This window comes from Janthinobacterium sp. ROICE36, assembly GCF_002869965.1.
Lineage (GTDB): Bacteria > Pseudomonadota > Gammaproteobacteria > Burkholderiales > Burkholderiaceae_D > Janthinobacterium.
This window is the reverse complement of sequence record NZ_PEBS01000074.1, coordinates 1-25,896: the sequence shown is the minus strand read 5'-3', so window position 1 is coordinate 25,896 and position 25,896 is coordinate 1. Positions and strand designations below refer to the sequence as shown.

The 25,896-nt window shown below is 65.0% G+C and carries 18 protein-coding genes and 2 pseudogenes; 15 read left to right on the top strand and 5 right to left on the bottom strand.

Annotated elements, in window-relative coordinates; genetic code table 11:
• The 4 genes and pseudogenes from CSZ94_RS28930 to cobA all read left to right on the top strand — a co-directional run.
• Window positions 1-176: pseudogene (locus CSZ94_RS28930) on the top strand (methylmalonate-semialdehyde dehydrogenase (CoA acylating)); the annotation flags it as partial.
• A 64-nt stretch (window positions 177-240) separates the two neighbouring features.
• On the top strand, window positions 241-879 hold the full coding sequence (locus CSZ94_RS22725) for an ANTAR domain-containing response regulator (protein ID WP_102123602.1): 639 nt from the start codon (window positions 241-243) through the stop codon (window positions 877-879).
• Between the two features lie 157 nt (window positions 880-1,036).
• A complete protein-coding gene (locus CSZ94_RS22720) occupies window positions 1,037-2,215 on the top strand; it encodes a CmpA/NrtA family ABC transporter substrate-binding protein (protein ID WP_102123601.1) in 1,179 nt (392 codons plus the stop codon).
• 14 nt (window positions 2,216-2,229) lie between these two features.
• Entirely contained in the window at window positions 2,230-3,003 is a 774-nt protein-coding gene (gene cobA / locus CSZ94_RS22715; RefSeq protein ID WP_102123603.1) for a uroporphyrinogen-III C-methyltransferase, read from the top strand.
• Here the strand turns inward: cobA and CSZ94_RS22710 are convergent.
• Window positions 3,000-3,983: a cyclase family protein gene (locus CSZ94_RS22710; protein WP_102123600.1), complete on the bottom strand. Its 984-nt coding sequence runs from the start codon at window positions 3,981-3,983 to the stop codon at window positions 3,000-3,002. The two genes, cobA and CSZ94_RS22710, sit on opposite strands and share 4 nt — an antisense overlap.
• Before the next feature lie 108 nt (window positions 3,984-4,091).
• Here CSZ94_RS22710 and CSZ94_RS22705 point away from each other — a divergent pair, with 108 nt between their 5' ends.
• From CSZ94_RS22705 to CSZ94_RS22680, 6 genes are all read left to right on the top strand, one after another.
• Window positions 4,092-4,982 (top strand): LysR family transcriptional regulator, encoded by an 891-nt coding sequence (locus tag CSZ94_RS22705; protein ID WP_102123599.1) that lies wholly within the window; start codon window positions 4,092-4,094, stop codon window positions 4,980-4,982.
• Between the two features lie 140 nt (window positions 4,983-5,122).
• Window positions 5,123-8,152, top strand: coding sequence for a CHASE domain-containing protein (locus CSZ94_RS22700; RefSeq protein WP_102123598.1), 3,030 nt, complete (start codon window positions 5,123-5,125; stop codon window positions 8,150-8,152).
• A 75-nt stretch (window positions 8,153-8,227) separates the two neighbouring features.
• Window positions 8,228-11,662 (top strand): exodeoxyribonuclease V subunit gamma, encoded by a 3,435-nt coding sequence (gene recC / locus CSZ94_RS22695; protein WP_102123597.1) that lies wholly within the window; start codon window positions 8,228-8,230, stop codon window positions 11,660-11,662.
• Window positions 11,659-15,333, top strand: coding sequence for an exodeoxyribonuclease V subunit beta (recB, locus tag CSZ94_RS22690; protein WP_102123596.1), 3,675 nt, complete (start codon window positions 11,659-11,661; stop codon window positions 15,331-15,333). The genes recC and recB overlap by 4 nt, the downstream gene beginning before the upstream one ends.
• Complete coding sequence (gene recD / locus CSZ94_RS22685; RefSeq protein WP_102123595.1) at window positions 15,330-17,288, top strand: exodeoxyribonuclease V subunit alpha; 1,959 nt, start codon at window positions 15,330-15,332, stop codon at window positions 17,286-17,288. The genes recB and recD overlap by 4 nt, the downstream gene beginning before the upstream one ends.
• 159 nt (window positions 17,289-17,447) lie before the next feature.
• Complete coding sequence (locus CSZ94_RS22680) at window positions 17,448-19,373, top strand: methyl-accepting chemotaxis protein (protein WP_102123594.1); 1,926 nt, start codon at window positions 17,448-17,450, stop codon at window positions 19,371-19,373.
• A 6-nt stretch (window positions 19,374-19,379) separates the two neighbouring features.
• Here CSZ94_RS22680 and CSZ94_RS22675 read toward each other — a convergent pair whose 3' ends face one another.
• Entirely contained in the window at window positions 19,380-20,279 is a 900-nt protein-coding gene (locus CSZ94_RS22675; protein WP_102123593.1) for a LysR family transcriptional regulator, read from the bottom strand.
• A gap of 109 nt (window positions 20,280-20,388) precedes the next feature.
• On the opposite strand from CSZ94_RS22675, the gene CSZ94_RS22670 reads away from it, so the two are divergent.
• Window positions 20,389-21,321 carry a DMT family transporter gene (locus CSZ94_RS22670; RefSeq protein WP_102123592.1) on the top strand — a complete coding sequence of 311 codons (933 nt, stop codon included), beginning with the start codon at window positions 20,389-20,391 and terminating at the stop codon, window positions 21,319-21,321.
• Here CSZ94_RS22670 and CSZ94_RS22665 read toward each other — a convergent pair whose 3' ends face one another.
• Window positions 21,322-22,200, bottom strand: a complete 879-nt coding sequence (locus CSZ94_RS22665) for a serine hydrolase (protein WP_102123591.1) — start codon at window positions 22,198-22,200, stop codon at window positions 21,322-21,324.
• A 417-nt stretch (window positions 22,201-22,617) separates the two neighbouring features.
• Between CSZ94_RS22665 and CSZ94_RS22660 the strand changes: the two genes are divergently transcribed.
• Genes CSZ94_RS22660 through CSZ94_RS29230 form a run of 3 tightly spaced genes read left to right on the top strand, consistent with a single transcriptional unit; the run spans window position 22,618 to window position 24,622 of the window.
• Entirely contained in the window at window positions 22,618-23,877 is a 1,260-nt protein-coding gene (locus tag CSZ94_RS22660; RefSeq protein ID WP_102123590.1) for a sensor histidine kinase, read from the top strand.
• Window positions 23,874-24,509 carry a LytR/AlgR family response regulator transcription factor gene (locus CSZ94_RS22655; protein WP_308410596.1) on the top strand — a complete coding sequence of 212 codons (636 nt, stop codon included), beginning with the start codon at window positions 23,874-23,876 and terminating at the stop codon, window positions 24,507-24,509. The genes CSZ94_RS22660 and CSZ94_RS22655 overlap by 4 nt, the downstream gene beginning before the upstream one ends.
• Window positions 24,497-24,622, top strand: a complete 126-nt coding sequence (locus tag CSZ94_RS29230) for a hypothetical protein (RefSeq protein ID WP_308410595.1) — start codon at window positions 24,497-24,499, stop codon at window positions 24,620-24,622. The genes CSZ94_RS22655 and CSZ94_RS29230 overlap by 13 nt, the downstream gene beginning before the upstream one ends.
• A 58-nt stretch (window positions 24,623-24,680) precedes the next feature.
• Here CSZ94_RS29230 and CSZ94_RS22650 read toward each other — a convergent pair whose 3' ends face one another.
• Together CSZ94_RS22650 and CSZ94_RS22645 are read right to left on the bottom strand one after the other, a co-directional pair.
• Window positions 24,681-24,899 (bottom strand): TOBE domain-containing protein, encoded by a 219-nt coding sequence (locus CSZ94_RS22650; RefSeq protein ID WP_102123589.1) that lies wholly within the window; start codon window positions 24,897-24,899, stop codon window positions 24,681-24,683.
• A gap of 213 nt (window positions 24,900-25,112) precedes the next feature.
• Window positions 25,113-25,610: a hypothetical protein gene (locus CSZ94_RS22645; protein WP_102123588.1), complete on the bottom strand. Its 498-nt coding sequence runs from the start codon at window positions 25,608-25,610 to the stop codon at window positions 25,113-25,115.
• Window positions 25,611-25,748: 138 nt separating this feature from the next.
• Between CSZ94_RS22645 and CSZ94_RS28925 the strand changes: the two are divergent.
• Window positions 25,749-25,896, top strand: a pseudogene (locus tag CSZ94_RS28925) (IS5/IS1182 family transposase); the annotation flags it as partial.

The following is a 25,896-nucleotide window of genomic DNA, read 5'->3' as shown; positions in this document are numbered from 1 at the left end:
TTCCCGTGCCGATGGCTTTCCACAGCTTCGGTGGCTGGAAGCGCAGCCTGTTTGGCGACCACCACGCGCATGGCCCGGAATCGGTGCGTTTCTACACCAAGCAGAAGGCCGTCACGCAGCGCTGGCCCGCCTCGACAGCTGCAGGCGCCGAATTTGCCATGCCGACCTTGAAGTAAAACTGTCTGGTTCGCTTCTTGCTTACTGCAATGGTTAATTATTTAGCCATTGCAGATTGCTCCCATGACGTCCAGCCGTACCCAGCCTTTGCGCATTGTTGTCGTCAACACTATTGTCGAGCACGGCGTGCACGAGAATGCGGCATTGGCTGCCCAAGTGCTGCGCGACAATGCCTTGCGCATCGGCTTGCTGGAATCGGGCTTTGACATCGTCGCCTCCCTGCCAGCCGACCTCTACCTTCCTGAACGCATCGCGCAACTGCAGCCCGACCTCATCATCATCGACGCGGAATCGGATGCGCGCGATGTGCTTGAACACATCGTCATCGCCACGCGCGACGAGCGCCGTCCCATCGTGCTGTTTACGGAAGACGGCGCAACGGCCAGCATCGACGCGGCCATGGCGGCCGGCGTGTCCGCCTATATCGTCGCCGGCTTGCAGGCCGAGCGCATCTTGCCCGTCCTGAACGTGGCGCTGGCGCGCTTCCGCCAGGAAGAAAAATTGCGCGCCGAATTGCTCGACACGCGGCACAAGTTGTTTGAGCGCAAGGTGGTCGAACGGGCCAAGGGCTTGTTGATGACGCATCATGGCTTGACGGAAGAGCAGGCTTACCAGCGGCTGCGCAGCATGGCCATGAATAAAAAGCTGAAACTGGCGGACATTGCCCAACGCATCCTCGATGTGGAGGACTTGCTGGGATGAAGCGTCCATTTCCTGACACATGCTGGTGCAGCGCACCATTCCGGTGCGTTTCCATCCTCCATGAACCGGGCATGCACGGGCACGTTCCTTGCTGCTGGACGGGGAGAGCCTTGCCCACAGTGGCGCGGAATAACAGTACTTATCAGCAAGGAATGGTATGACAGAGCAAGCGGGCGCCCATGCCCAGGTGATGCGGTCCCTGCAGCCGGAAAAACAGACGCTACGCATCGGCTACCTGCCGCTGAGCGATTGCGCCTCGCTGGTGATGGCCTCAAAGCTGGGCCTGGACGAGAAATATGGTATCAAGATCGAATTGAGCCGGGAGATGTCGTGGGCCGGCGTGCGCGACAAATTGAATAAGGGCGAACTCCACGCCGCCCACGTGTTGTACGGTCTCGTGTATGGCGTGCAGATGGGCATAGGCGGTCAACAGCACGACATGGCCATATTGATGAATCTTAATCACAGCGGCCAGGCCGTCACCGTGTCGGCGGCGCTGGCACGCGAGGGCGCCCACGATGGTCCCACACTGGCGCGTCACATGCGCGCGGCGGCGCGGCCATTTGCGTTTGCGCATACTTTCCCGACCGGCAACCACGCGATGCTGCTGCAATACTGGTTGGCCGCGCATGGCATCGATCCGCTGCGCGACGCGCGCGTGATGACGGTGCCGCCATCGCAGATGGTGGCAGCCTTGCGCGCGGGCCAGATGGATGGCTTTTGCGCGGGCGAACCGTGGGGCTACAAGGCCATCGTCGATGGCGTGGGTGTGACGGCCACCACCAGCGGCGCCATCTGGCCCGACCATCCGGGCAAGGTGCTGGGCACCAGCGCCGCGTTTGCGCAGCAGCATCCGAATAGCTGCCGCGCCCTGATCGCCGCCGTGCTCGAGGCGGGCCGCTGGATCGACGCCAGCGACGCCAACCGGCTGGCCATGGCGACCACCCTGGCCGAGCCCGCTTATCTGAATACGCCGCAGGAAACGCTGGCGCCGCGCATTCTCGGCCATTATCAGGATGGCCTGGGCAAGACCTGGGACGAGGCGCACGGTTTGAAGTTTTACCGGGACGGCGCCGTCAACTTCCCCTACCTGTCTGACGGCATGTGGTTCATGACCCAGCACCGGCGCTGGGGCTTGCTGCGCGACGAACCCGATTACCTGGCGGTGGCCAGGCAAGTCAATCGCCTCGACCTGTATCGCCAGGCGGCGGAAATGACGGCCACGCCCTTGCCGGCATCCGCCATGCGCCATTCGACCCTGTGCGACGGCGTCGTGTGGGATGGCAGCGCGCCGGAAGCGTACGCGGCGTCGTTTGCCATCGGCCACTTTTTTTAATGGGAGATTTCATCATGGCACAACAAGGAAGCGTGACCCTGGTCGGCGCCGGTCCCGGCGACCCGGACCTGCTGACCATCAAGGCAGCAAAGGCCATCGCACGGGCCGACGTGGTGCTGATCGACGACCTCGTCAACCCGGCCATCCTCGCGCATGCGGCGCCCGGGGTGCGCGTGGTCGAGGTGGGCAAGCGGGGCGGCTGCGCGTCCACGCCGCAAGCCTTCATCGAACGCCTGATGCTGGCTGAAGCCCGCGCCGGCCTGCACGTGGTGCGCCTGAAGGGGGGCGATCCGTATTTGTTCGGGCGCGGCGGCGAAGAGCGCGCCTACCTGCGCAGCCACGGCGTGGCCGTCGAGGTGATACCCGGCATCAGCAGCGGCCTGGCGGCACCAATGGCCATCGGCGTACCGCTGACGCACCGCAGCTGGAGCCAGGGCGCGATCTTCGTCACGGGCCATGGCAAGGATAGCGCCTCGGAGCCGAACTGGGCGGCATTGGCGCAAAGCGGCCTGACCCTGGTCATCTATATGGGCGTGGCGCGGGTGGCGGCCATCCAGGCGGGCTTGCTGGCCGGCGGCATGGCGGCCGGCACGCCCGTGGCCGTGGTGCAATCGGCCAGCCTGCCGGCGCAACGCCAGTTGCTGAGTACTTTGCACGCCTTGCCGCACGATGTGCTGACCAGCGGCCTGGGCAGTCCCAGCATCATCGTCGTGGGTGAGGTGGTGCGCTGCGCCGATGCCTGGGATGAGCATGGCGCCGACACCTTGCTGGCCGCCGTCGGACGCTAGCGTATCGGCAGCGCCACGGGACGGATGGGCGCCGCGTCGCCGCCACGGAATTTCAAGGAGGCGCCGATGAAGGCAAACTGGTAGACCTTGTCGCGCGACAAGGCTTCCAGGTCGACCAGTTCCAGGATGGGCGTGCCCTGCTGCGCCAGCAGATAGGTGTGCACGGGCAGGTAATTGCCCGCCACTTCGGAGGGAAACGCCTCGAAACTGAGGTTGTCCGCCCCTACCACCATGGCGCCGCCATCTTCCACGAGGAATGCCGCCGCATCGAGCGACAGGCCGGGCGGATTCGCCATGTACGCTTGCGCTTGCGCATAGTGCTGCATGCGGCCCGTGCGTATCAGCACCACGTCACCCTTTTCCAGTGCGATCTTCTGCTGGGCCAGCGCCGCGCGCAAGTCTTGCCGCGTGACCCGGTAACTGTCGGGCAGCTGTGACAGTCCCTTGGCCACGGCCACGTCGATCAGCACGCCGCGCGCGACGATGGGCGGCAGTTTTTCCGCGCCCGTCACGGTCCAGCCACGGTCGCCCAGGTAGTGTTCTTGCGTAAATCCGTTCCAGATCTTGCCGTTCAAGCCAAAGTGGTTGAGGGCGTCGATATGCGTGCCCATGTGCGCATACATGGACACGGCCGACCCCGTGTAACTGACGTGGCGGTTCATCTGTTCACCCACCTGCATCGAGTCTGCCACCACATTGCCCTTCGGCGTGTGCGTCATCCACATCTGGTAGGGCGGATCGCCGGCCGCTTGCCAGCTGGGCATGCCGATATGGAAATCGACGGCCAGGTCATAGCTTTTGCCGCCGTCGATGCGCGCCAGGATGGCGGCGCGCGAGGCCGGCGTCATCAGGTTCAGGCGGCCGATCTCGTCTTTCGGGCCCCAGGGGCTGATACCCACTTCAGGCGGGGCGGCGGCCTGCGTCGTTCCTGCCAGCAGCGCCAGCAGCAGGGTAGTCAGGGTGGCAGATGGTTTGAACATGCGGTAGTCCTTGCGTGACATGAATGAAGAAGTCACCATCATATTGTTTTTTATTTGTATGATAATCAGCGATAAAATAATAAGATATTCAACTGTAGGGAAAAAATCATGGATGTCCTGGCGCATATGCGCGTGTTTCGCAAGGTGGTCGAACGCGACAGCTTCAGCAAGGCGGCGCAGGACCTGAACCAGTCGGCGGCGGCCATCAGCAAGCAGGTGCGCCAGCTGGAGGCGCGCCTGGGCACCGTGCTGCTGGTGCGCACCACGCGGCGCATGAGCCTGTCGGACGGCGGACGCGCCTACTATATTGAATGCTGCCGCCTGCTCGACGAAGTCGATGCGCTGGAACTGACCACGCGCGGCTGCGCTGGCAAGGTGGCGGGGCGGCTGCGCGTGAATGCGCCACTGTCGTTTGGCCTGAAAGTGCTGTCGCCGCTGTTGCCGGACTTCATGGCCCGCTATCCGCAAGTCAACATTGAAATGACCCTGGACGACCGCCTGCGCGACGTGGTGGCCGAGGGCTATGACGTGTCGTTGCGCATCCGCGCCGCGCTGGCCGATTCGACCCTGGTGGCGCGCCGCCTGGGCGATGTCGAGCAGATGATCTGCGCGGCGCCCGCCTACCTGGCGCGGCGCGGCACGCCCCGGCAGGCGCAGGATTTGCACGGCCACGATTGCCTGGCCTACCGCCTGGCCGACAGTCCCGGCATCTGGCAGCTGGCCGGCCCGGAAGGGGCGAGCAGCATCGTCCTGCCCGTGCGCTTTTCCGCCGACAGCAGCCTGCTGCTGGCCGATATGCTGGTGGCGGGCATCGGCGTGGGCGCGCTGCCGTCCTTCGTCGCCGCGCCCCTGCTGGCCAGCGGCACCCTGGTGCGCGTGCTGCCGTTGCATGGCATGGCCAGGCGCGGCGTGTATGCGTTGATGCCCGATGGACGCCACGTGCAGGAAAAAGTGCGCGCCTTTTGCGACTTCCTGGCCGGGGCGCTGCAGGCGGCATAGGCGTTGGGTGTTTTCCAGTGCAACCATAGTGCGCGCTTTTTTTCTTCCACAAGCGCGTCGGGCAAGGGCTTTGACAGTATCCTCGTACCTGTCGGGTGGCCTGTGCCGCACATTCGAGGAACCGGAATAAGCGATTGACAATGCACACTTTGAGCAAGGGCGGGATGGTAGCGGGCATCAGGATCTGGGCGGGTGGCCTGCTGCTGGCGTTGGCGGTGGGCGGCGCCCTGTATGCGGGCGCGGCGCGCACGGTCAATGACGACGCCGAACAGCGTTTCGACAATCTCACGTACGGCGCCCAGCATAGCCTGGCCACGCGCGTAAAAAGTTATTCCGACTTGCTGCGTGGCCTCGAAGCGCTGTTTCGCACCAGCGAGCAGCTGACGCGACGCCAGTTCCATGATTACGTGGCCGGCCTCGATATCGTGCGCCAGTTCCCCGCCATCGAATCGGTCAATTATGCGGTGGCGCTGACGCAGGCGCAGCGCGCGGCCTATGTCGCCGATGTGCGCCGTGACACCGGCCTGGCGTCGCGCGGCTATCCTGCATTCACCATCCGGCCGGCCGGCGAGCGGCCGGAATACACGGTGCTCACTTACCTGGAACCCGATTCCCTGCTGGCCGAACGCATGGGCGTCGATATCGGCGCCAACCCGCTGGTGGCGCAAGCCCTGGCGCAGGCGCGCGACAGCGGCGAAGTGAGCGCCTCGGGGCAGGTGATCATGATCAAGGGGCCGCCCGCGCATGTGGGCCTGGGCATGCGCTTGCCCGTGTACCGCAATGGCATGCCACAAGGCAGCGTGGCCGAGCGCCGCGCCGCCTACCAGGGCTCCGTGGGCATCGGCTTTGGCGTGGCGCAGCTGGTGCACAGCGCGCTCGAACACAGCGCCCTGGAGCCGCTGCACCTGACCCTGTACAGCGCCGCTGACCCTCTGCCTGCCGATGGGGTATGGCGCGTCACGCCGCAGGACCGCCTGCTGTTCAATGACGATGGCGACCTGGCGGCGGCGCCGCCGCAACCGGGCAGCGATGCCGCTTATTTCGACGAGGTGCTGCCGGTGGCTTACCAGGGAGGCCTTTGGAAAGCCCATTTCCGCGTGCGCAAGGCGGAACTGTACAGCCCCTTCGACCGCTATTTCCCGTGGCTGGCGCTGGCCGTCGGCGTGGCCGGCACCCTGCTCGTTTATGGCTATATCTTTACCCTGTACCGTTCGCGCCGTAACGCGGTGGAGCAGCGTACCCTGCTCGATACGGTACTCGACAGCGTCGATGCCTACGTCTACATGAAGGATGCTGACCTGCGCTACCGCTACGTGAATGCGCGCACGGCGAAGATACTGGGCCGCTCGGCGGAGCAGTTGATCGGCCGTCAGGATGGCGAGTTGATGCTCGGCGATGCGGCCGCCGCTGCGCAGCTGACCGAACGCCAGGTCTTCGACAGCGGCGCCAAGTTCGTCGGCGAAGAGCGCTTCGTCGATGCGCAGGGCCAGGTGCATCACCTGTGGAGCGTGAAGGTGCCGCTGGGCTTGCCAGGTCCCGTCACGGGCCTGATCGGCCTGTCCACCGACGTGACGGAATTGCATCGCCTGAAGGAAGAGGCCGACGCGGCCAGTCAGGCCAAGAGCGACTTCCTGTCGAACATGAGCCATGAAATCCGCACGCCGATGAACAGCATCATCGGCATGGCACACCTGGCGCTGAAATCGGTGGCCGACGCGCGCCAGCGTGATTATCTGCAGAAAATCTTCCATTCGGGCCAGCATTTGCTGGGCCTGATCAACGACATCCTCGATTTTTCCAAGATCGAGGCAGGCAAGCTGGAACTGGAAGTGCTGGACTTCCGTCTCGACACCCTGCTGGCGAACATCGCCAGCCAGCTCGGTGATGCGGCCGCCGTCAAGGGGTTGGCGCTGCAGTTCGATATCGCGGCCGAGCTGCCGCAGCGCTGGCGCGGCGATCCGCTGCGCCTGGAGCAGGTCTTGCTGAACCTGACCAGCAACGCCATCAAGTTTTCCGACAATGGCAGCATCATCGTGCGCGTGCGCCAGTCAGAGGAGCGCGGCAGCCACGCCATGCTGCGCTTCGAGGTGCAGGACCGCGGCATCGGCATGAAGCAGGAAGAGGTGGCGCAACTGTTCCGCTCCTTCCACCAGGCCGACCCCTCGACCACGCGCAAGTATGGCGGCAGCGGCCTGGGGCTGGTGATCAGCAAGCAGCTGGTTGAACTCATGGACGGCAAGGTGGGCGTGTACAGCCAGCCGGGCCAGGGCAGCACCTTCTGGTTCACGGCGCGCCTGGAGAAAAGCACGCAAGCGGGCGACGAGCGCATCGCCGAGGTGGAGCCCGAAGTATTGGGGGTGATCCGCGGCGCATCCATCCTGCTGGTGGAAGATAACGTCTTCAGCCAGCAGGTGGGCTGCGAATTGCTGGAGGATGCAGGCGCCACGGTCTGCGTCGCCTGCAATGGCCGCGAAGCACTGGAATTGCTGGCGCGCCAGCGCTACGACTGCGTGCTGATGGACGTGCAGATGCCCGAGATGGACGGCTTCGAGGCGACGCGCCGCATCCGCGCCGACCCGAAGCTCAGCGGCCTGCTGGTGATCGCCATGACGGCCAATGCGGGCAGCGAAGACCGCGCCCGCTGCCTGGCGGCGGGCATGGACGAATTCGTGACCAAGCCGATCGCCCCGAATCTGCTGTTTCACCTGCTGGCGAAATGGTTGCGCCTGCGCGGCGGCATCGGCCGTGCGCATGCGGGCGACAGCTTGGCGGCAGTGCCGAAAGCGCCGCCATCGGCTGCCTTGCTGGAATTGCGCGACACGGCCATCCTCGACCTGGCCACCCTGGCGCTGACGTTCAGCAATGACGCCGTGAAGATGCGCAAATACACCCAGCTGTTTCTCGATACGGCGCGCGACGGGATCGCCGAAATGGAGCAGGCCATGGCGCTGCAAGACCTGGGCCGCCTGGCCGACCTGGGGCACCGCAGCAAATCGTCGGCGCTGGCCGTGGGTGCCCATGCTTTCGCCAGCCTGTGCATGTCGATCGAACGCTTGCGCCTGGGCGGTGACCTGCAGCAGGCGCGCGCCTTGCTGGCGGCGCTGGAGCCGGCGCTGGCGCAGGTGGCAGAACAAATTTCACTGGAATTTGTCGCCAGCGACGCCCCCTGACGCAGGCAGCGGCGATAATAGGCGTTTGACGTCTCCGGCCACCGGGCCGGAGACGCGGCAACCCATCGGATCAGCATGCATACTCCCGTCACGCCCGGCCTCCTCATCCTGCATGGCAACCAGCTGGAACAGCTGCGCGCCGCCGTCTTCCAGTGGCTGCGCCAGCATCCGCTGGCGCCCCTGGAAACGGATATCTTCCTGGTGCAGTCGAACGGCGTGGCCGAATGGCTGAAGATCGCCCTGGCCGAGGAGATGGGCGTCTGCGCCGCCACGCGCATCGCCCTGCCGGCGCGCCTGCTGTGGGAAAGCTACCGGGGCATGCTGGGGCGCGAGCGCGTCCCGCGCGTGTCGCCGTTCGATAAATCCCCGCTGACCTGGCGTTTGATGCGTCTTTTACCCTCTTTGCTGGCCGAACCGGTCTTCGCGCCGCTGCGCTACTTCCTTGCCGATGGCGATAGTGAACGCCGGCTGCAACTGGCCGAGCGCCTGGCCGACCTGTTCGACCAATACCAGGTCTACCGCGCCGACTGGCTGGCCGATTGGGCTGCGGGGCGCGACCAGCTGCGCACGGCGGGCGGTGTAGCCGTCGCCTTGAAGGAAGACCAGCGCTGGCAGGCGCAGTTGTGGCGTGCCGTGGGCCTGGACGTCGACGTCTTCGAGCGCGAGACGGGCCGTGCCGACATCCACGACGCCTTCCTGGCGGCGATCGCCGCCGGCGAGCAGCCTGCCGGCAAGCTGCCGCGCCGCGTGGTGCTGTTTGGCGTATCGGCCCTGCCGTATCAGACCTTGCAGGCGCTGGCCGCGCTGGCGCGCCACACGCAGGTGGTGCTGGCCGTGCCCAACCCTTGCCAGTTTTACTGGGGCGACATCATCGACGGGCGCGACTTGCTGCGCGCGGAAAACAAGCGCCAGCGGCAGCGCAATGGCCGCGACCTGGCGCAGATTCCGCTCGAAGAACTGCATGCCCACAGCCATCCGCTGCTGGCCAGCTGGGGCAGGCAAGGGCGCGATTTCATCCGCATGCTTGACGAATTCGACGAACACGCGCAAGCCGAAGGACGCGACGACAGCCTGCGCATCGACCTGTTTGGCGAGGAAACGGGCGAGACCCTGCTGCAGCAGGTGCAGGTAGCCATCCGCGAACTGCGCCCGCTGGCCGAGCACGCGCAAACGCCGCCCGAGGCCGGCGACCGCTCGATTGAATTTCACGTGGCGCACAGCGTGCAGCGCGAAGTGGAAGTGCTGCACGACCAGCTGCTGGCCATGTTCGCGCACAGCGCCGTAACGGGCCTGCGTCCGCGCGACGTGGTGGTGATGGTGCCCGATATCGACACCTTCACGGCCGCCATCCACGCCGTCTTCGGCCAGTACCGGCGCAATGACGAGCGTTTCATTCCGTTCGAAATCGGCGACGTGAAGGACCGCAGCGTCAACCCGCTGCTCGTCGCGCTGGAGTGGCTGTTGCAACTGCCGCAGCAGCGCTGCCGCCAGAGCGAAGTGCGCGACTTGCTCGACGTGCCCGCGCTGGCGACCCGCTTCGGCCTGCAGCCGGACGACCTGGCCACCCTGGGCGCCTGGATCGAAGGGGCGGGCGTGCGCTGGGGCCTGGACCAGGCGCACCGCGCCGGCCTGGGGCTGGGCGCGGCCGGGGAACAGAATGCGTGGATTTTCGGCGTGCGGCGCATGCTGCTCGGCTATGCCAGCGGCAGTGGCGCCAGCTTTGGCGGCATCGAGCCGTACGCGGAAGTGGGCGGCCTCGATGCGGCGCTGGCGGGCTCGCTGGCGCAACTGGTCGAGGCGCTGCTGCACTGGCGCAGCGTGCTGGCCGGCGCGCGCACGCCAGCCGAATGGGGCGTGCAGGCGCGCGCGCTGCTGGCGGCTTTTTTCGATGCCGACGACGAGGGCGACCGTTTGACCCTGGCGCAGCTGGAAGGCGCCTTGCAGGGCTGGCTGGAAACCTGCGAGCATGCGGGCTTTGTCGAGCAGCTGCCGCTGTCCGTGCTGCGCGTGGCGTGGCTGGGCGCCTTGGACGAGCCGACCCTGAACCATCAATTCGTCTCCGGTGGCGTGACCTTCTGCACCTTGATGCCGATGCGCGCCGTGCCGTTTCGCGTGATGTGCCTGCTGGGCATGAACGATGGCGACTTCCCGCGTCGCGCGCAGAAGGCCGATTTCGACTTGCTGGCGCTGCCCGGCATGGCGCGCCCGGGCGACCGCTCGCGCCGCGACGATGACCGCTACCTGATGCTGGAAGCCTTGCTGGCCGCGCGCGATAAATTGTACGTGAGCTGGGTGGGGCGCAATGTGCGCGACAATTCCGAGCAGCCGCCGTCCGTGCTGGTATCGCAGCTGCGCGATTACCTGGTTACCGGCTGGTCGCTGGACCGGCACCTGGCGTCGCTCACCACCGAGCATGCGCTGCAGCCGTTCAGCCGCCGCTATTTCGAGGCCGATGGCTTGCTGACCTATGCGCGCGAATGGCGCGTGGTCCATACCGATGTCGATGCAGCGGATGCGGATGCGCAGGCCGCCGTGCTGCCGCTGGGCCCTTACGAGCTCGATCCCGGCACGCGCTTGAAACTGGGCGAGCTGGCCAGCTTTTTGCGCCAGCCCGTCAAATACTTTTTCCGCCGCCGCTTGAGCGTGTATTTCGCCGATGCGGCCATGCTGGGCGAGGATGAAGAACCGTTCGGCCTGAATGCGCTCGAACGCTATCTGCTGGAAGACACCATGCTGGACGATGGCGGCGCAGTGGAAGCGGCGGGTGACGTACGCGCCAGCCTGGAAGCACGCGCAGAGAAGTTGGCGCGTGTAGGCGTGCTGCCCATCGGCTTGATCGGCCAGCAGGTGCAGGCGCAGCTGGTCGAGGCCCTGGTGCCTGTGCGCAGCGCGTGGCTATCGCTGCGCGCTTCGTTCCCGCTGGCGGCCGACAAGCGCGCCATCAATTTGCCGTTTGGCGAGTTGCAGATCGATGACTGGCTCGACAAATTATGCAGCAACGGGCGCGATACGGCCTGGCTGATGCAGATTTCCTCGAAGGTGACGGACAAGAGCGGCCTCGCGCGTGGCGACAAGCTGATGCTGATGTGGCTGCGCCAGCTGGCCGCCGCCGCCCTGGGGTTTCCCGTCACCGGCTACCTGGTGGCGCGCGACGCCATCGTCAGCATGGCGCCGCTCGATCCGGCCACGTCGCGCACGGCGCTGGCCACTTTGCTGGCCCTGTGGCGCGAAGGCATGAATCATCCACTGCCCACGGCGTGCAAGACGGGGCTGGCGCTGGTGCAGGGTGGCGACCCGCGCGCCGTCTACGATGGCGGCTTTGACATGGCGGGCGAGCGCGATGAACTGTGCCTGGCGCGTCTGTGGCCCGAGTTTTCCGCGCTGGCCGCCGAGGAAGCATGGCAAGACTGCACGCGCGAGCTGTATGGCCCGCTGGCCGACTGGCTGCAGCAACATATTACGATCGACCCGATTAGCGCGCCCGATGACGGCGCGGGAGAAGAACAATGAAGAGCCATCTGCTCAAGCCCCTGGCGTTCCCGCTGCACGGCTCGCGCCTGATCGAAGCGTCTGCCGGCACCGGTAAAACCTGGACCATCGCCGCGCTGTACGTGCGGCTCGTGCTGGGGCATGGCGACGACGACAGCCGTTTCACGCGCCCGCTGCTGCCGGCCGACATCCTGGTGATGACGTTCACCCGCGCCGCCACGCGCGAATTGTCGAACCGCGTGCGCGAGCGGCTGATCGAGGCCGCCGCCTATTTTCGCCACGAGTTCGGCATTGAATCCGGCGGCAGCGACCCCTTTCTCGACGCCTTGCTGGAATCCTATCCGGACGAGAGCGAACGGCAAAAGGCCGCGCACCGGCTGATGCTGGCCGCCGAGACGATGGATGAAGCGGCCATCTTTACCATCGACGCCTGGTGCCAGCGCATGCTGCGCGAGCACGCCTTCGACAGCGGCAGCCTGTTTGACGAAGAACTGGTCAGCGACGAGCAAGCCCTGTTCGAGGATGCGGCCCACGATTACTGGCGCCAGCAAGTCTATCCCTTGCCGCCGCAGGCGCTCGACGTGCTGCTGGCCTGCTGGCCCGACGTTGGGGCGCTGAAAAAAGGCGCGCGCGAGCTGGCGCGCCGTGCGGACATCATGGGCATGGCGGACGAGGAACCGTTGTCGACGCTGATCGCGCGCGAACAGCGGGCGCTGGTCGCGCAGTTGGCCACCCTGAAGGCGGGCTGGGTCGAGCGCACGGAGCAGATGGCCACCTGGATCAATGGCCAGCGCGCCGCCAATCCCAAGTGTTTTAACGGCGTCAAGATGAAGCCGGACAATCTGGCGAAGTGGTTCGACGGCTTGCGCCGCTGGGCGCAAGACCCGCTCTTGCTGCTGCCCGCCATCACGGCCAAGGCGTGGGAGCGTTTGACGCCGTTCGGCATCGAGGATGCGTTTGCCAAGAGTTTCACGGCGCAGGTGCCCGAGTGCTTCGCGCATACCGAGGCATTGGGGATGGCCCTGGCGGCATTGACGCCGCTGGCGCACAAGCTGCACCTGCATGCGGCGGCGGCCATCGCCCGGCGCATGGATCAATTGAAGCGCCAGTCGCGCCAGTTCGGCTTTGCCGACATGTTGCAGCGCTTGCACGACGCGCTGGCCGGCGAGAATGGCGCGGCCCTGCGCCAGCGCATCGTCGATCAATACCCGCTGGCGATGGTCGATGAATTCCAGGATACGGCGCCTGCACAGTACCAGATCTTTAATTTGTTATACCGCATTGCCGAGAATGATCCAACGCAAGGACTGTTCCTGATCGGCGACCCGAAACAGTCGATCTACGGCTTTCGCGGCGCCGATATCCAGAGCTATCTGGCGGCGCGCCGCGCCACGGCAGGACGCCACTATCAGCTGGGCACCAACTACCGCTCGACGGCGCCACTGGTGGCGGCCGTCAATCAGCTGTTCCTGCATGCCGAGCGCGCTGAAGTGCCGGCAGGTGCCTTCCGCTATCGTAAAAATGGCGACAATCCGCTGCCGTTCGAAGCGGTTGACGCCAAGGGCCGCGCCGAGCACCTGGTGAACGCCAGCGGCCCGCTGCCGGCGCTGCTGGCCGCCTGCGCCAGCGATGAAGGACTGCGCGGCGACAGCTACCGCGAGTATTTCGCGCAGCATTGCGCCGAGCATATCGTCGCCATGCTGGGCGATCGCCAAGCCGGTTTCGCTGGCCCTGACGGCCTTGTGCGGCTGCAGCCGGCCGATGTCGCCGTGCTCGTGCGCGACCGCAAGGAAGCGGCGGCCATCCGCCGCGCGCTGGCGCGCCGCCGGGTCGCCAGCGTCTACCTGTCGGACAAGGATTCCGTCGTCGACAGCGAGGAGGCGCAAGACGTGCTGCGCTGGCTGGCGGCGCTGGCCAACCCGCTTGACGGAGGGCTGGCGCGCGCCGCGTTTGCCACGCGCACCATCGGCCTGTCGCTGGGCGAGCTGGCGCGCCTGTCGAGCGACGAACTGGAATGGGAGCGCCGGGTCGAGCAACTGAAGGCCTTGCACCTGATCTGGCAGCGCCAGGGCGTGCTGGCCATGCTGCGCCGCTTCATCCACGAACTGCAACTGCCCGCCATGCTGCTGCAGCAGACGGGCGGCGAGCGGCGGCTGACGAATCTGCTGCACCTGGCCGAACTGCTGCAATCGGCCAGCCGCCAGCTCGATGGCGAACAGGCGCTGATACGCTGGCTGGCCGAGCAGATCGCCGGCGAAGGCGAGGGCGGCGACGAGCGCGTGCTGCGCCTGGAAAGCGATGCGGAACTGGTCAAGGTCATCACCGTGCACAAATCCAAGGGCCTCGAATACCCGCTCGTGTATCTGCCATTTGCCGTGACGGCGCGCAAGGTGGATAAGCGCAACCGCAGCTTCTTCGAGTATGCGGGCGAAGATGGCGAGCGCCGCCTCGACTTGTCGCTGTCCGACGAGGCCATGGCGGCGGTGGAAGCGGCGCGCATCGAGGAAGACTTACGCCTGCTGTACGTGGCCCTGACGCGCGCGCGCCATTTCCTGTGGCTGGGCGTGGCCGCCCAGGCGGCGCGCAAGGCCGGCGAGAATACCTTGCATGAATCGGCGCTCGGTTACCTGCTGACGGGCGGCGACAAGCTGCCGTCGGACCAATTGCTGCTGCGCTGGCAGCAGGTGGTGGGCAGTTGCGACGCCATCTATGTGAGCGCGCTGGCGCAGCCCGATGCCTGCACGCTGCTGGACCGCGTCGAGCGGCGCCCCGAGCTGCGTCCTGCCCCCGTGTTCGTGGGCGAATTCGAGCGCGACTGGTCGGTGGGCAGTTTTACATCACTCACGCGCCAGATCGGCGCCGTGGCTGCCGCGCACGTGCCGCAGCGGGCGCTGGAAGAGACTTTGCTGGAAGACAGGGCAGGGACCAGCATGGCGGCCATGTCGCCGCTGCAGACGGGTGACGCGCCCTGGCACCGCTTCCCGCGCGGCTCCGTGCCCGGCAATTTCCTGCACGAGCAGCTGGAGTGGATGGGCGGCGAAGGTTTTGACTGCGTCAATGATGAACATTTCGCTACGCGCCTGGCCGCGCGCTGCGAACGGGCGGGCTGGGGCCACCGGCAGGAAGACGCCATCGCCTGGCTCAGGGAAATCGCCATCACGCCGCTGCCGCTGCTCGATGCGTCGCTGTCGCAGTTGGACAGCACACTATCCGAGATGGAATTCTGGTTCCCCAGCGAGCATTTGTCCACCGGCGCGCTCGATCAGCTGTGCACGCGCTTGCTGCTCGATGGCGCGCCGCGCCCCGTGCTGCCGCGACGCCAGTTGCACGGCATGTTGAAAGGCTTTGCCGACCTGGTCATCGAACGCGATGGGCGCTACTGGGTACTCGACTACAAGTCGAATGCCCTGGGCGCCAACGACGCGGCCTACCACACGCAAGCGCTGGCGGCCGGCATGGCGCAGCACCGCTACGATATCCAGGGCGCCATCTACATGCTGGCCCTGCACCGGCTGCTGAAAAGCCGGCTCGGTGATGCCTACGACCCGGCCGAGCACCTGGGCGGCGCCATCTTCCTGTTCCTGCGCGGCATAGCGAACGAGGACACGCATGGCTGCTACTGGCTGGCACCGCAGCTGGAACTGCTGGACGGCCTCGATCAACTGTTATCTGAAGAAGTGGAAATAGCATGAAGCATGACGTGTTCCTTGACGCCTTGTTGACGCATGTCGACGGCGTCGCCGAGGCGGGCCATCTGCGCCGCCTGAGCGCCGCCTTTGCCCGCTTTATCGCCAGCCTGGACGAGGGGGCGCCGAATGCGGCCGCCGTGGCCGTGGCGTGCGTGGTGCTGTCCGAATTGGAAGGGCGGGGGCACAGCTGTCTGATGCTGTTTGAGCTGGCCGGCGAACCGTCCCAGCTGCTGGGCTGGAGCGAGGAACTGTGGCATGCCGTGCTGGCTGTTTCCGGTCCGCTGCCGGACAGCGTCGAGGGCTGGCGCGCGCTGCTGGCCGGCGTGCCGCAGGTGTGGCGGGTGGGTGCGGACGATGTGCGCCAGCCGCTGGTGCTCGATGGCGACCGTCTGTATTTGCGCCGCTACTGGCGCGACGAGACCCTGGTGGGCGAGAAAATCGCCGTCCGCGCGCGCGATTTGGGCTATCCGCCGCTGGCGCAGCTGCGGCAATGGCTGGACATCCTGTTCGACCAGCCTACCCACGATGGTGGGCCAGACTGGCAAAAGGTGGCGTGCGCCATCGCCCTGCGCGGCAAGGTGGCCATCATTACGGGCGGCCCCGGCACGGGGAAAACCTACACGGTGGCGAGCCTGTTGACCATGCTGTTTGCCGTCTCGCCGCAGCCGGAGCAGCTGCGCATCGCGCTGGCAGCCCCCACGGGTAAGGCGGCCGCGCGCCTGAAACAGTCGATCGACAAGGCCTTGAGCGGCTTGGCGGAAAAGGTCGGGGAAGCGCTGCCGCTGCTGGAACTGGCGCGGCGCATGGGCGCGGCGCGCACCCTGCATAGCTTGCTGGGTGCGCGGCCCGATACGCGCGCCTTTGCCCACCACGCGGGCAATCCGCTCGACGTCGATGTGCTGATCGTCGATGAAGCGTCGATGGTGCACCTGGAGATGATGGCCTCGGTGCTTGATGCCTTGCCGCCGACGGCCATCTTGATCCTGCTGGGCGACAAGGATCAACTGGCATCGGTGGAAGCGGGCGCCGTGCTGGGCGACTTGTGCCACGACGCGCAGGCGGGCGCTTACACGCCAGCCACTATCGCGTATGCGCAGGCGGCCAGCGGCGTGGCCATTCCAGCGGCCTTCGCAGGAGCGGCCGGCGCGCTGGCGCAGCAGACGGTGATGCTGCGCCACAGCCACCGTTTCAGTGGCCCGATCGGCGAACTGGCGCTGGCCGTGAATGGCGGCAGGCCCGATCTGGCCAAGGCGTGTTTCGCCAGCGACAGCGGCGGCCAGCTGGCGTGGAGCGTGCCGGCGCAGCAGGAAGACGTGCTGCGCCTGGCCTTGCGCGGGCGGCTTGACGCGCCGGGCGGTTATCAGCCCTATCTGGAACTGGTGAATGCCGGTGAAGCGGCGTATGGGCGGCATGACGACTGGGTGCGCGCCGTGCTGCACGCTTTTGAAGCGTTCCGCATCCTGTGCGCCGTGCGCGAAGGCGAGTGGGGCGTGGCGGGCTTGAACACGGCCATCGAGCTGCGGCTGGAAAAGGAAGGGCTGATACGCCGCAGCGAGTGGTATGTGGGCCGTCCCGTGATGGTCACTCGCAACGACTACGGCACGGGCGTGTTCAATGGCGACATCGGGCTGACCCTGCGCGACCCTGCACGACCCGGCTCCCTGCGCGTGTATTTTTTGGAAGGCGAGAACGTGCGCAGCGTGCTGGCCACGCGATTGCGCCACGTGGAGACGGCGTTTGCCATGACGGTGCACAAGTCGCAGGGTTCGGAGTTTCGCCACACGGTGCTGGTGCTGCCGCAGGAAGGCGGCGCCATGCTGGCGCGCGAACTGGTGTACACGGGCATCACGCGGGCGCGCGACTTCTTTACCCTCGTCTCGCCCACGCAAGCCGTGCTGTTCGATGCGATCTTGCGCCGCACGCAGCGCGCCAGCGGCTTGAGGGGGCTGATCGGCTGACGGCTGGAGCGGGTTTGATGAGTTTCCATATGGAAATATATGTGTTGTATTCCGAATATTGATGTAAATTGTTCCGATTTTTGTGTGAAAATACTTTCGTAGAGAAAGTAGTGCAAAAGCACTGTTTCACGCCATTAACATTGAAACGAGGAGTACATCATGTTGTCTTCCCTTCGCACGCGTCTGGTGCTCCTATGCATTTGCATCGTCGTGCTGTCCATGCTGGCCTTGTCGGTTGCTAATTACATCACCACGCGCAGCAGTATGCTGGCGTCGGCCGACCAGCAGATGCAGCAACTGCTGCACAGCCAGTCGGCCGTGCTGGCGCAATGGGTCGATGGCAAGAAAAAGGTCATGGCCTCCGTCGTCATGTCGGCCGAGACGCCCGATCCGCTGCGCGCTTTCCAGATCGCGGAAAAGGCCGGCGATTTTGCCGAAGTGTTCATCGGCTACGCGGACAAGCGCTCCGTGTTTACCCATCCTGGGCGCCCGGCCGATTTCGATCCCACCGCGCGCGCCTGGTACACGGACACCATCAAGGCGGGCGTGCCGATGCTGACGCCGCCGTATGTAGACGCGGCCAGCCACAAGCTGGTGGTGTCGTTTACGGCGCCCGTCGGCCCGAAAGAGGCGCTGTTGGGCGTGGCGGGCGCGGACGTGCTGCTCGACACGGTGATCGCCAACGTGGTGGCGATCAAGCCGACGCCGCACAGTTTTGCCTTCCTGGTCGACCAGGAAGGCACCATCATCGCCCATGCGAACAAGGACCTGAGCCTGCAGCCGGTGGCGAAATTCGATGCCACGCTATCGGCCGCACAGATCAACCGCCTGGAAAGCACGCGCACGAGCGAGGCCGTGCGCCTGAATGAGCGCGACGGCATGCTGTATGTCACGCGCGTGGCGGGGACAAACTGGCTGCTGGCCGTGGTGCTCGACCAGCAGGAAGCCATGCAAGCCTTGCAGACAATGCTGACGACGGCGACCGTCACAGCCGTGCTGCTGGCCGGCGCGGCGGCGGTGCTGCTGTCGCTGCTGGTGTTCAAGATGCTCAAGCGCCTGGAACTGGTGCGCGACGCGCTCGACGACATCGCCTCCGGCGAAGGCGATCTGACGCGCCGCCTCGACGCTTCCGGCGTGGATGAACTGGCGCAGATTGCCGGCGCCTTCAACCGCTTCATCGACAAGATCGCCGCCGTGCTGGTGAAAATCCGCACGGCCAGCGAGTCGGTCAAGGTCTCGTCGATGGAAATCGCCGCCGGCAACCAGGACCTGTCGTCGCGCACGGAGCAGCAAGCGAGCTCGCTGGAAGAAACGGCCGCCTCGATGGAAGAACTGACCAGCACCGTGAAACAGAACGCGGACAATGCGCGCCAGGCCAACCAGATGGCGCAATCGGCGTCCGGCGTGGCCAGCAAGGGCGGGCAAGTGGTGGCGCAGGTGGTCGATACCATGGCCTCGATCAACGATTCTTCGAAGAAGATCGTCGACATCATCAGCGTCATCGATGGCATCGCCTTCCAGACCAATATCCTGGCCTTGAATGCGGCCGTGGAAGCGGCGCGGGCGGGCGAGCAGGGACGCGGCTTTGCCGTGGTGGCGACGGAAGTGCGTAATCTGGCTCAACGATCCGCTGGCGCAGCAAAGGAAATCAAGCTGCTGATCGACGATTCGGTGGCCAAGGTCGATTCGGGCGCGCGCCTGGTCGACGAGGCTGGCGCGACGATGCAGGAAATCGTCGACAGCGTGCGCCGCGTGACCGACATCATGGGCGAGATCACGGCCGCCAGCGTCGAACAAAGCTCGGGCATCGAACAGGTGAATCAGGCGATCGCGCAAATGGACCAGGTGACGCAGCAGAATGCGGCCCTGGTGGAAGAGGCGGCGGCCGCGGCGGAAAGCCTGCAGGACCAGGCCAGCACGCTGTCGCAGGTGGTGGGCGTGTTCAAGCTCGATGAAGTGCGGGGCGCCGTGCCGCCGCCGGCCAGACCCGTGGTGCGCGCGGCCATCGCGCCGCGCCTCGCCAGCCATCCCGCAAAAACGTCCGCCGCCAAGCCGGAGCGCAGCGAGGAGTGGGAGACGTTCTAGCAGTTGCTAGGCGCGCCGTGGCGCCAGGGTCGGCGCCATCTGTTGCGCCACCGCAAAAAAAGCGTTGGTGGCCGGCGTGTTCTGGCGCCGGTCGCGCACGGCCAATCCCACCTTGCGGCTGACGGGCGGGTTCAAGGGCAGGGCCAGCAAATCAGGATACTGCTCGTGCAGGCGCTGCGGCAGGGCCAGTTCGGCCACGATGGACAGGCCGTCGCCGCGGCTGACCATGTCGAGGATGGTGATCACCTGGCTGATGCGGTAGGGCACGTGCGGCTGCAGCCCCGCGTTGGCGAACAGGGGCTCGATCAGGCAGGCGCAGCCCGCCTCGGACATGATGAACGGCCCTTCGCACAATTGGGCCAGGGTGATGGACGGGTATTGCGCCAGCGCATGGCTGCGCGGCACCAGCGCCATCATCTGGTCTTCCACCAGCGGCGCCGTGTCGAAGCGCTCGTCGGGCAGCACGACGAAGCCCACATCGACCCTGCGTTCGCGTATCCATTGCACCACCTCGTGGTCGGCGCCTTCGTCGATGCGCAGGGCGATGCCCGGATAGCGCAGGCGAAATTGCGCCGTGATGGCCGGCAGCAGATTCAGGGACGAGGTGGGGCCAAAGGAGCCGATGCGCAAGCTGCCCTGGCGCTGGCCCAGCACGTCGGCCGCTTCCTGGCGCATGGCTTCCGACAGACCGAGGATTTCGCGCGCGCGCACCAGCAACTGGCGGCCCACGTCAGTCAGCTCGGCCGAGGCCTGGTGGCGCACGATCAGGTCCACGCCCATTTCCTTTTCCAGCGCTTTTAACGCATGCGAGACGGCCGACTGGCTGATGCCCAGCTGCGCGGCGGCGGCGGAAAAGCCGTGCAGTTCGGCCACCAAGGTAAAAATTTCCAGCTGCGTGAAGGTCATGGTGTGGTTTCTTTGTCCTATGAGTATTTGCTCATTATTTCATGAGTTGATATTAGTATTAATATATATGTGCAGCGTCCGCTGTACAAGCGACATCATAGGACTTTCCATGCGCACTTCCGCCCTACCTTCAGCCGCTCTGCCTTCCGCGCAATCGCCGCTCGTGTATATCAAACTGATTTTCGTCGCCCTGTTCTGGGGCGGCACCTTTATCGCCGGGCGCGTGCTGGCGCAGCAGATGCCGCCCATGACGGCTGCCAGCGGGCGCTTCGGCGTGGCCGTGCTGCTGCTCGTCGTGCTGGCATGGAAACTGGAAGGGGGCTTGCCGCGCCTGGACCGCAAGCAGCTGGCGACGACGGCGGCGCTGGGCCTGACGGGCATTTTTCTATATAACCTGTGCTTCCTGGCGGCCCTGTCGCACATGCCGGCCGGGCGCACGGCCCTGTTCGTGGCCCTGAACCCCATCGTCACGGCGCTGGCCTCGGCCATGCTGTTCCGCGAACGGCTCGGTTCCTTCAAGTGGCTGGGCATCATGCTGGCGTTTTGCGGCACGGCCATTGTCATCACGCGCGGCGATATCGCCGGCGTGCTGCACGGCACGGGCGGCGGCATCGGCATGGGCGAAGTGTTCATGTTTTGCGGCATTTCCAGCTGGGCCGCCTATACCCTGATCGGCAGGGTGGCGCTGAAGGGCTTGAGCCCGATCGCCGCCACCACGTATGCGTCGATGTGGGGCCTGGCGTTTTTGCTGGTGGGGGCGGTGGTGGAGTTCCCGACGGTGCCGTGGCACAGCTTCGGCTGGCAAGTGTGGGCCGCCATCGGCTACCTGGGCGTGTTCGGCACGGTGATCGGCTTTGTCTGGTATTACGAGGGCGTGAAAGCGCTGGGGCCGTCGCGCACGGCCGTGTTCAACAACCTCGTGCCCGTGTTCGGCATCGGGCTGGCGGCGGCGCTGCTGGGCGAGCCCGTGCTCGCCTCGATGCTGGTGGGCGGCGCGGTGACGATAGCCGGCGTGGTGATGACCAACCGGCAAGCGAAATAATTATTTTGCGCGCCGGCGTTTCGATGGTTTCGCCGGCGCCTTCTTGTGCCGGCTGACGGAAGAGCGCATCACTTTCGGCTCTTCGATGCCATTCTCGGCCGCCAGCATGCGGCGGATGTTGACGGCGTCCATGGCGCGCACGGAATTGGCGCGAGCGTTGAGCAAGATCATGGTGGCGAACTTGCCGGCCGACTTGATGCGCATGATCAGACAGCGCCCCGCTTCATTCGTGTAGCCCGTCTTCGACAGGCCGATATCCCAGCCCTTGGCGCCCACCAGGCGGTTCGTGTTGTGGTATTCCACGTCGCGGCCCTTGATCTGGATCACATCCTTCGAGTCGGTGGTGATGCGGCTGATTTCCGGGTAGCGCGAGGCGGCCACGGCCATTTTCACCAGGTCCGCTGCCGTCGACTGGTTGTTCGGCGACAAGCCCGTCGGTTCTTCGATGACGGTCTGGCGCATGCCCAGGGCCTTGATCTTGGCGTTGACGGCCACGGCAAACGCTGTCGGGCCGCCGGGGAAGGTGCGCGCCAGCGAGGCGGCGGCGCGGTTGTCGGACGACATCAGCGCCAGTTGCAGCACGTCGTGGCGCGTCAATGTGGCGCCCACGGGTACGCGCGAGGTGCTGTGTTTCAATGTGTCGACATCCTCGCGGTCGATGCTGATCTCTTCCTGCATATTGGGCTTGGAGTCGAGCACGACCATGGCCGTCATGAGCTTGGTCAGCGAGGCGATGGGCACCACCACGTTGGAATTTTTTTCAAGCAAGATTTTGCCTGTGCCATCCTCGACCACCAGTATCGACTGGGAACCGAAAGGCACGGCGATGGCCGCTGTCGAAAGCGTCATCAGCACTGCGGCGAACATTTTTTTGAGCATGGGATTGTATGTGGTAAAGCAGTTTTGGGGCGCCATCAAGGGCGCTGCGCGCAAAATCCGGAAGCGGGCCGTGCGGGGACGCGGCGTGTATCTCGGAGGCAATATTTGCCAAGCTTAAACAATACCATTAAAGATCAAGCGATGTCTACGGTACAGGCCCGCGACAGGCGGCGTTGGGGGCAATTAGGCAAATAAAAGGCGCTATTCTTGCCGTGGTGAAAATTGTTGCGCCATTATTGATTTCGTTATGGAAACTTCGTATTATTTCAGCAAGATTGGCAGCGATGGTCTGGCAGGCAACGCGCGCTTCGTCGTTGATGCCTGTCCCTTCGTGCTTCGTCGCCCCGCGCTATGCCCTGCAAGAGGGGTACCGTAGACTGCGTTCATGCCTGAATCACAGACCACGGAGAACGCATCGTGTTAAAAAAATATACGCACTGGTACCGCAGCATCGATGAAGAATCGCTGCGGGTGCTGAAACATCCCGAGATGGCGGCGCAGGTCCAGGGAAGAGTGCGCCGCTACGTCGCCATGAAGCTGGTCAAGCTGACGCCGATCGAACGCCAGCAATTGCACGCTTTCCTGCTCAAGTACCGCGGCGCCGGTTTATACATCGCCGCGTTCAAGCTGATGCTGCTGTTCAGCGCCATCGGCGTCGCCCTGCACCTGCTGCTGCCGGCCAGGTTCGAATTGCTCAAAGCCCTGGCTTTCAGCAACGGCATGGGCTTTGCGCTGGCGTGGGGCCTGGTGGGCGTCTGGTTCAATTACCGCAGTGCCGTGCGCAACAAGTTCAAGAAGCTTTTGCTGATCGTGTCAACCTGCGCGGCAGGGGTAGCGGCTGGCGTGCTGCTGGCCGGCCTGAGCGATACCGGTTCCATGGACATGGCCTTCGAGCGATTGCTGCGCGTGGGCGGCATCGCCTTGCTGGTGGCAGCTTTGTTTTACATGGTGCCGCTGGCGATCGTGACCACCTGGCGCAACCGGCAGTACGAAGCACTGACCTTGCAGCTGCAGCAGCATGCCGAGCGCGACCGGTTGGCGCGCGAACTGAGCGAATCGCAGCTGCGGTTGCTGCGCGCCCAGATCGAGCCGCATTTCCTGTTCAATACCCTGGGCGCGGTGCAGCAGCTGGCCGAGCAGGGAGCCGATGGCGCGCCGAGGGCGGCGGCGCTGACGGCCGACCTGATCGCTTTTTTGCGCGCCAGCCTGGCCGAGATGCGCAGCGAGCAAGTGCCGCTGCAAAGCGAGTTCGACATGGTGGCCGCGTATTTGCGCGTGATGCAGGCGCGCATGGGTGCGCGGTTGCGCTTCAGCCTGGATTTGCCCGACGCGCTTGCGCAGGCAATGATCCCCAGCATGATCTTGCTGACACTGGCGGAAAACGCCATCAAGCATGGCATCGAGCCAGCCTTGCGCGGCGGCGAGATCTGCGTGTCGGCGCTGCGGGTGGGCGGCATGCTGCGCCTGCGCGTGCAAGATACGGGCATGGGCTTGCCGGAAAGCGGCACGGGCAGCGCGCCGGGCGGCGGCCTGGGCCTGGAAAACGTGCGCAGCCGGCTGTTGCTGTCTGATTCGTCCTCCAGCCTCACTCTGAGCGACGGCGAAGAGGGTGGCGTGATCGCTGAAATAGTGCTGCCCCTTAAAATGGCATCCAGCCTGAAAGCAGCTGCCGCATGAACGCCACCATCCTGATCGCCGAAGACGAGCCGCTGATGCGCGAACGCCTGCAAACCATGCTGGCGCTGGCCTGGCCCGAGGCGCGCATCGTGCTGGTGGCGGAAAACGGCAACGACGCCTGGGACGGCTTCCTTGAGCACGAGCCGGACGTGGTCTTCCTCGACATCCGCATGCCTGGCCTGTCGGGCCTGGAAGTGGCCGAGCGCATCGGCAAGCGCGCCCACGTGGTGTTTGTCACGGCCTACGACCAGTACGCCGTCGATGCCTTCGACGCGGGCGCCGTCGATTATCTGTTGAAACCCGTGCAGGCCGAGCGTCTGCAGCGGGCGCTGGCCCGCCTGCGCGACAAGCTCGGCGCCCAGCCGGCCGACATGGCCCACTTGCTGCAATCGCTGCGCGCCGCGCTGCCGGCGCCGCCGCGCGAAAAACTGAAATGGATCAGGGCCAGCGTGGGCAAGCAGATCCGCCTGATCGACATCGACGACGTGCTGTTCTTCCAGGCCGACACCAAGTACACGCGCGTGGTGCTGGCCGGCTCGGAAGCGCTGGTGCGCACGCCGCTGAAGGATTGTTGGGTGGCCTCGATCCGGAGCAATTCTGGCAAATTCACCGCGGCACCATGGTCAACGTGAAAGCCATCGAGACGGCCGAGCGCATCGACGCCGAGCGCATGCAGGTACTGGTGCGCGGCAGCACGGAAAAGCTGCCCGTCAGCCGCACGTTTACGTATTTGTTCCGCGATTAGCCAGCAATGCAAACGCCCCGCACTTGGCGGGGCGGGATGAACAGCGGCGGCGCGGCGCTTACTGGATATTGGCGATCGACACTTCCGTCGATTTCACCAGTGCGATGACTTCGCTGCCCACTTTCAAGTCCAGGTCCTTGATCGAGCGCGAGGTGATCACCGAGGTGACGATGCCGTGCGGCGTTTCCACGTCCACTTCCGAGACCACGGGGCCAAAGATGATTTCCTTGATCTTGCCACGAGACTGGTTGCGTACATTCACTTCCGAGATAGCCATGTTATTTCCTTTGTGCCCGTAATGCGCCGTGCGGCGCGACATGGCCAGAGTACGGCGCGCGCACGGTTTTGACCACGAATCGATACGCATATCGATATGCGGAACGCGTGCGAAAGTGCTGATGCAAGCATATTATTCGCCTGTGCGCGGGAGCCGGAAGTGCAAGCTCTTGGCGACGAGGCAAGCAGGTCCGGCTGGTGCCGCCAATCGCGCCTAGTCCTCGACATGACGGCTGTCGGACGCTGCTGTGCTGTCGCCTGACTTGCGTTTCTTTGGAACAAGGATGGGCGCCCAGTTCCCTGCATCAGGCAAGGGGCTCATGTCATCCGTGGGCAGGCGCATGGTGACGCTATATGGCTGAGTAGTACCGGGGAGCAAGTCCGCCCTCAGTACCTCCTTGCATTGGTTCATCACTTCCTTGTAGTGCTCCCACATTTCCACGTACTTCTTCGGATGATTGATGAAGGTGATGCACATATCGGTCAAGTGCCCCTTTCTCAAAATCATGCTGACGATATCGGTGCTAGCCTTGGCAAGGTGCGCTGCCGTGCTGGCATTGATGGTGCTCGCATACAGCGGTGCCGGCATGCCATTGCCGCCGTTTGCGCCAGGCTGGCTTTGCGCCAGTTGGTTGGCAAGCTGCGTTTCGAGTCCGGCCCGCTCTGCGCGTGCCTGCGCCAAGGCCGTGCTGGCGCGGGCCTGTGTCTGCACGGCGTTGCCGTCTGTGGCGCTGGCAGAACTTGCGTCGTCCTGCGCTGTCTTAACAGGGTGTTGAATTAATCGCCGTGCCCGTCAACCATCACGGACCGGTAAACGTTGTTTCATCAGCCCCACTTTCCCACCGCCATCATGCGCAAGACCGACGTCACACAGCACTCTCTGTACAGTTACCGCTCGTTGGAGGAACGCATCCCGGATGCGCATCCCTTGCGCAAATTGCGAGTACTGGTCGATGCCATCCTGGCCAACATGAACGATGATTTCCAGGCGCTGTATT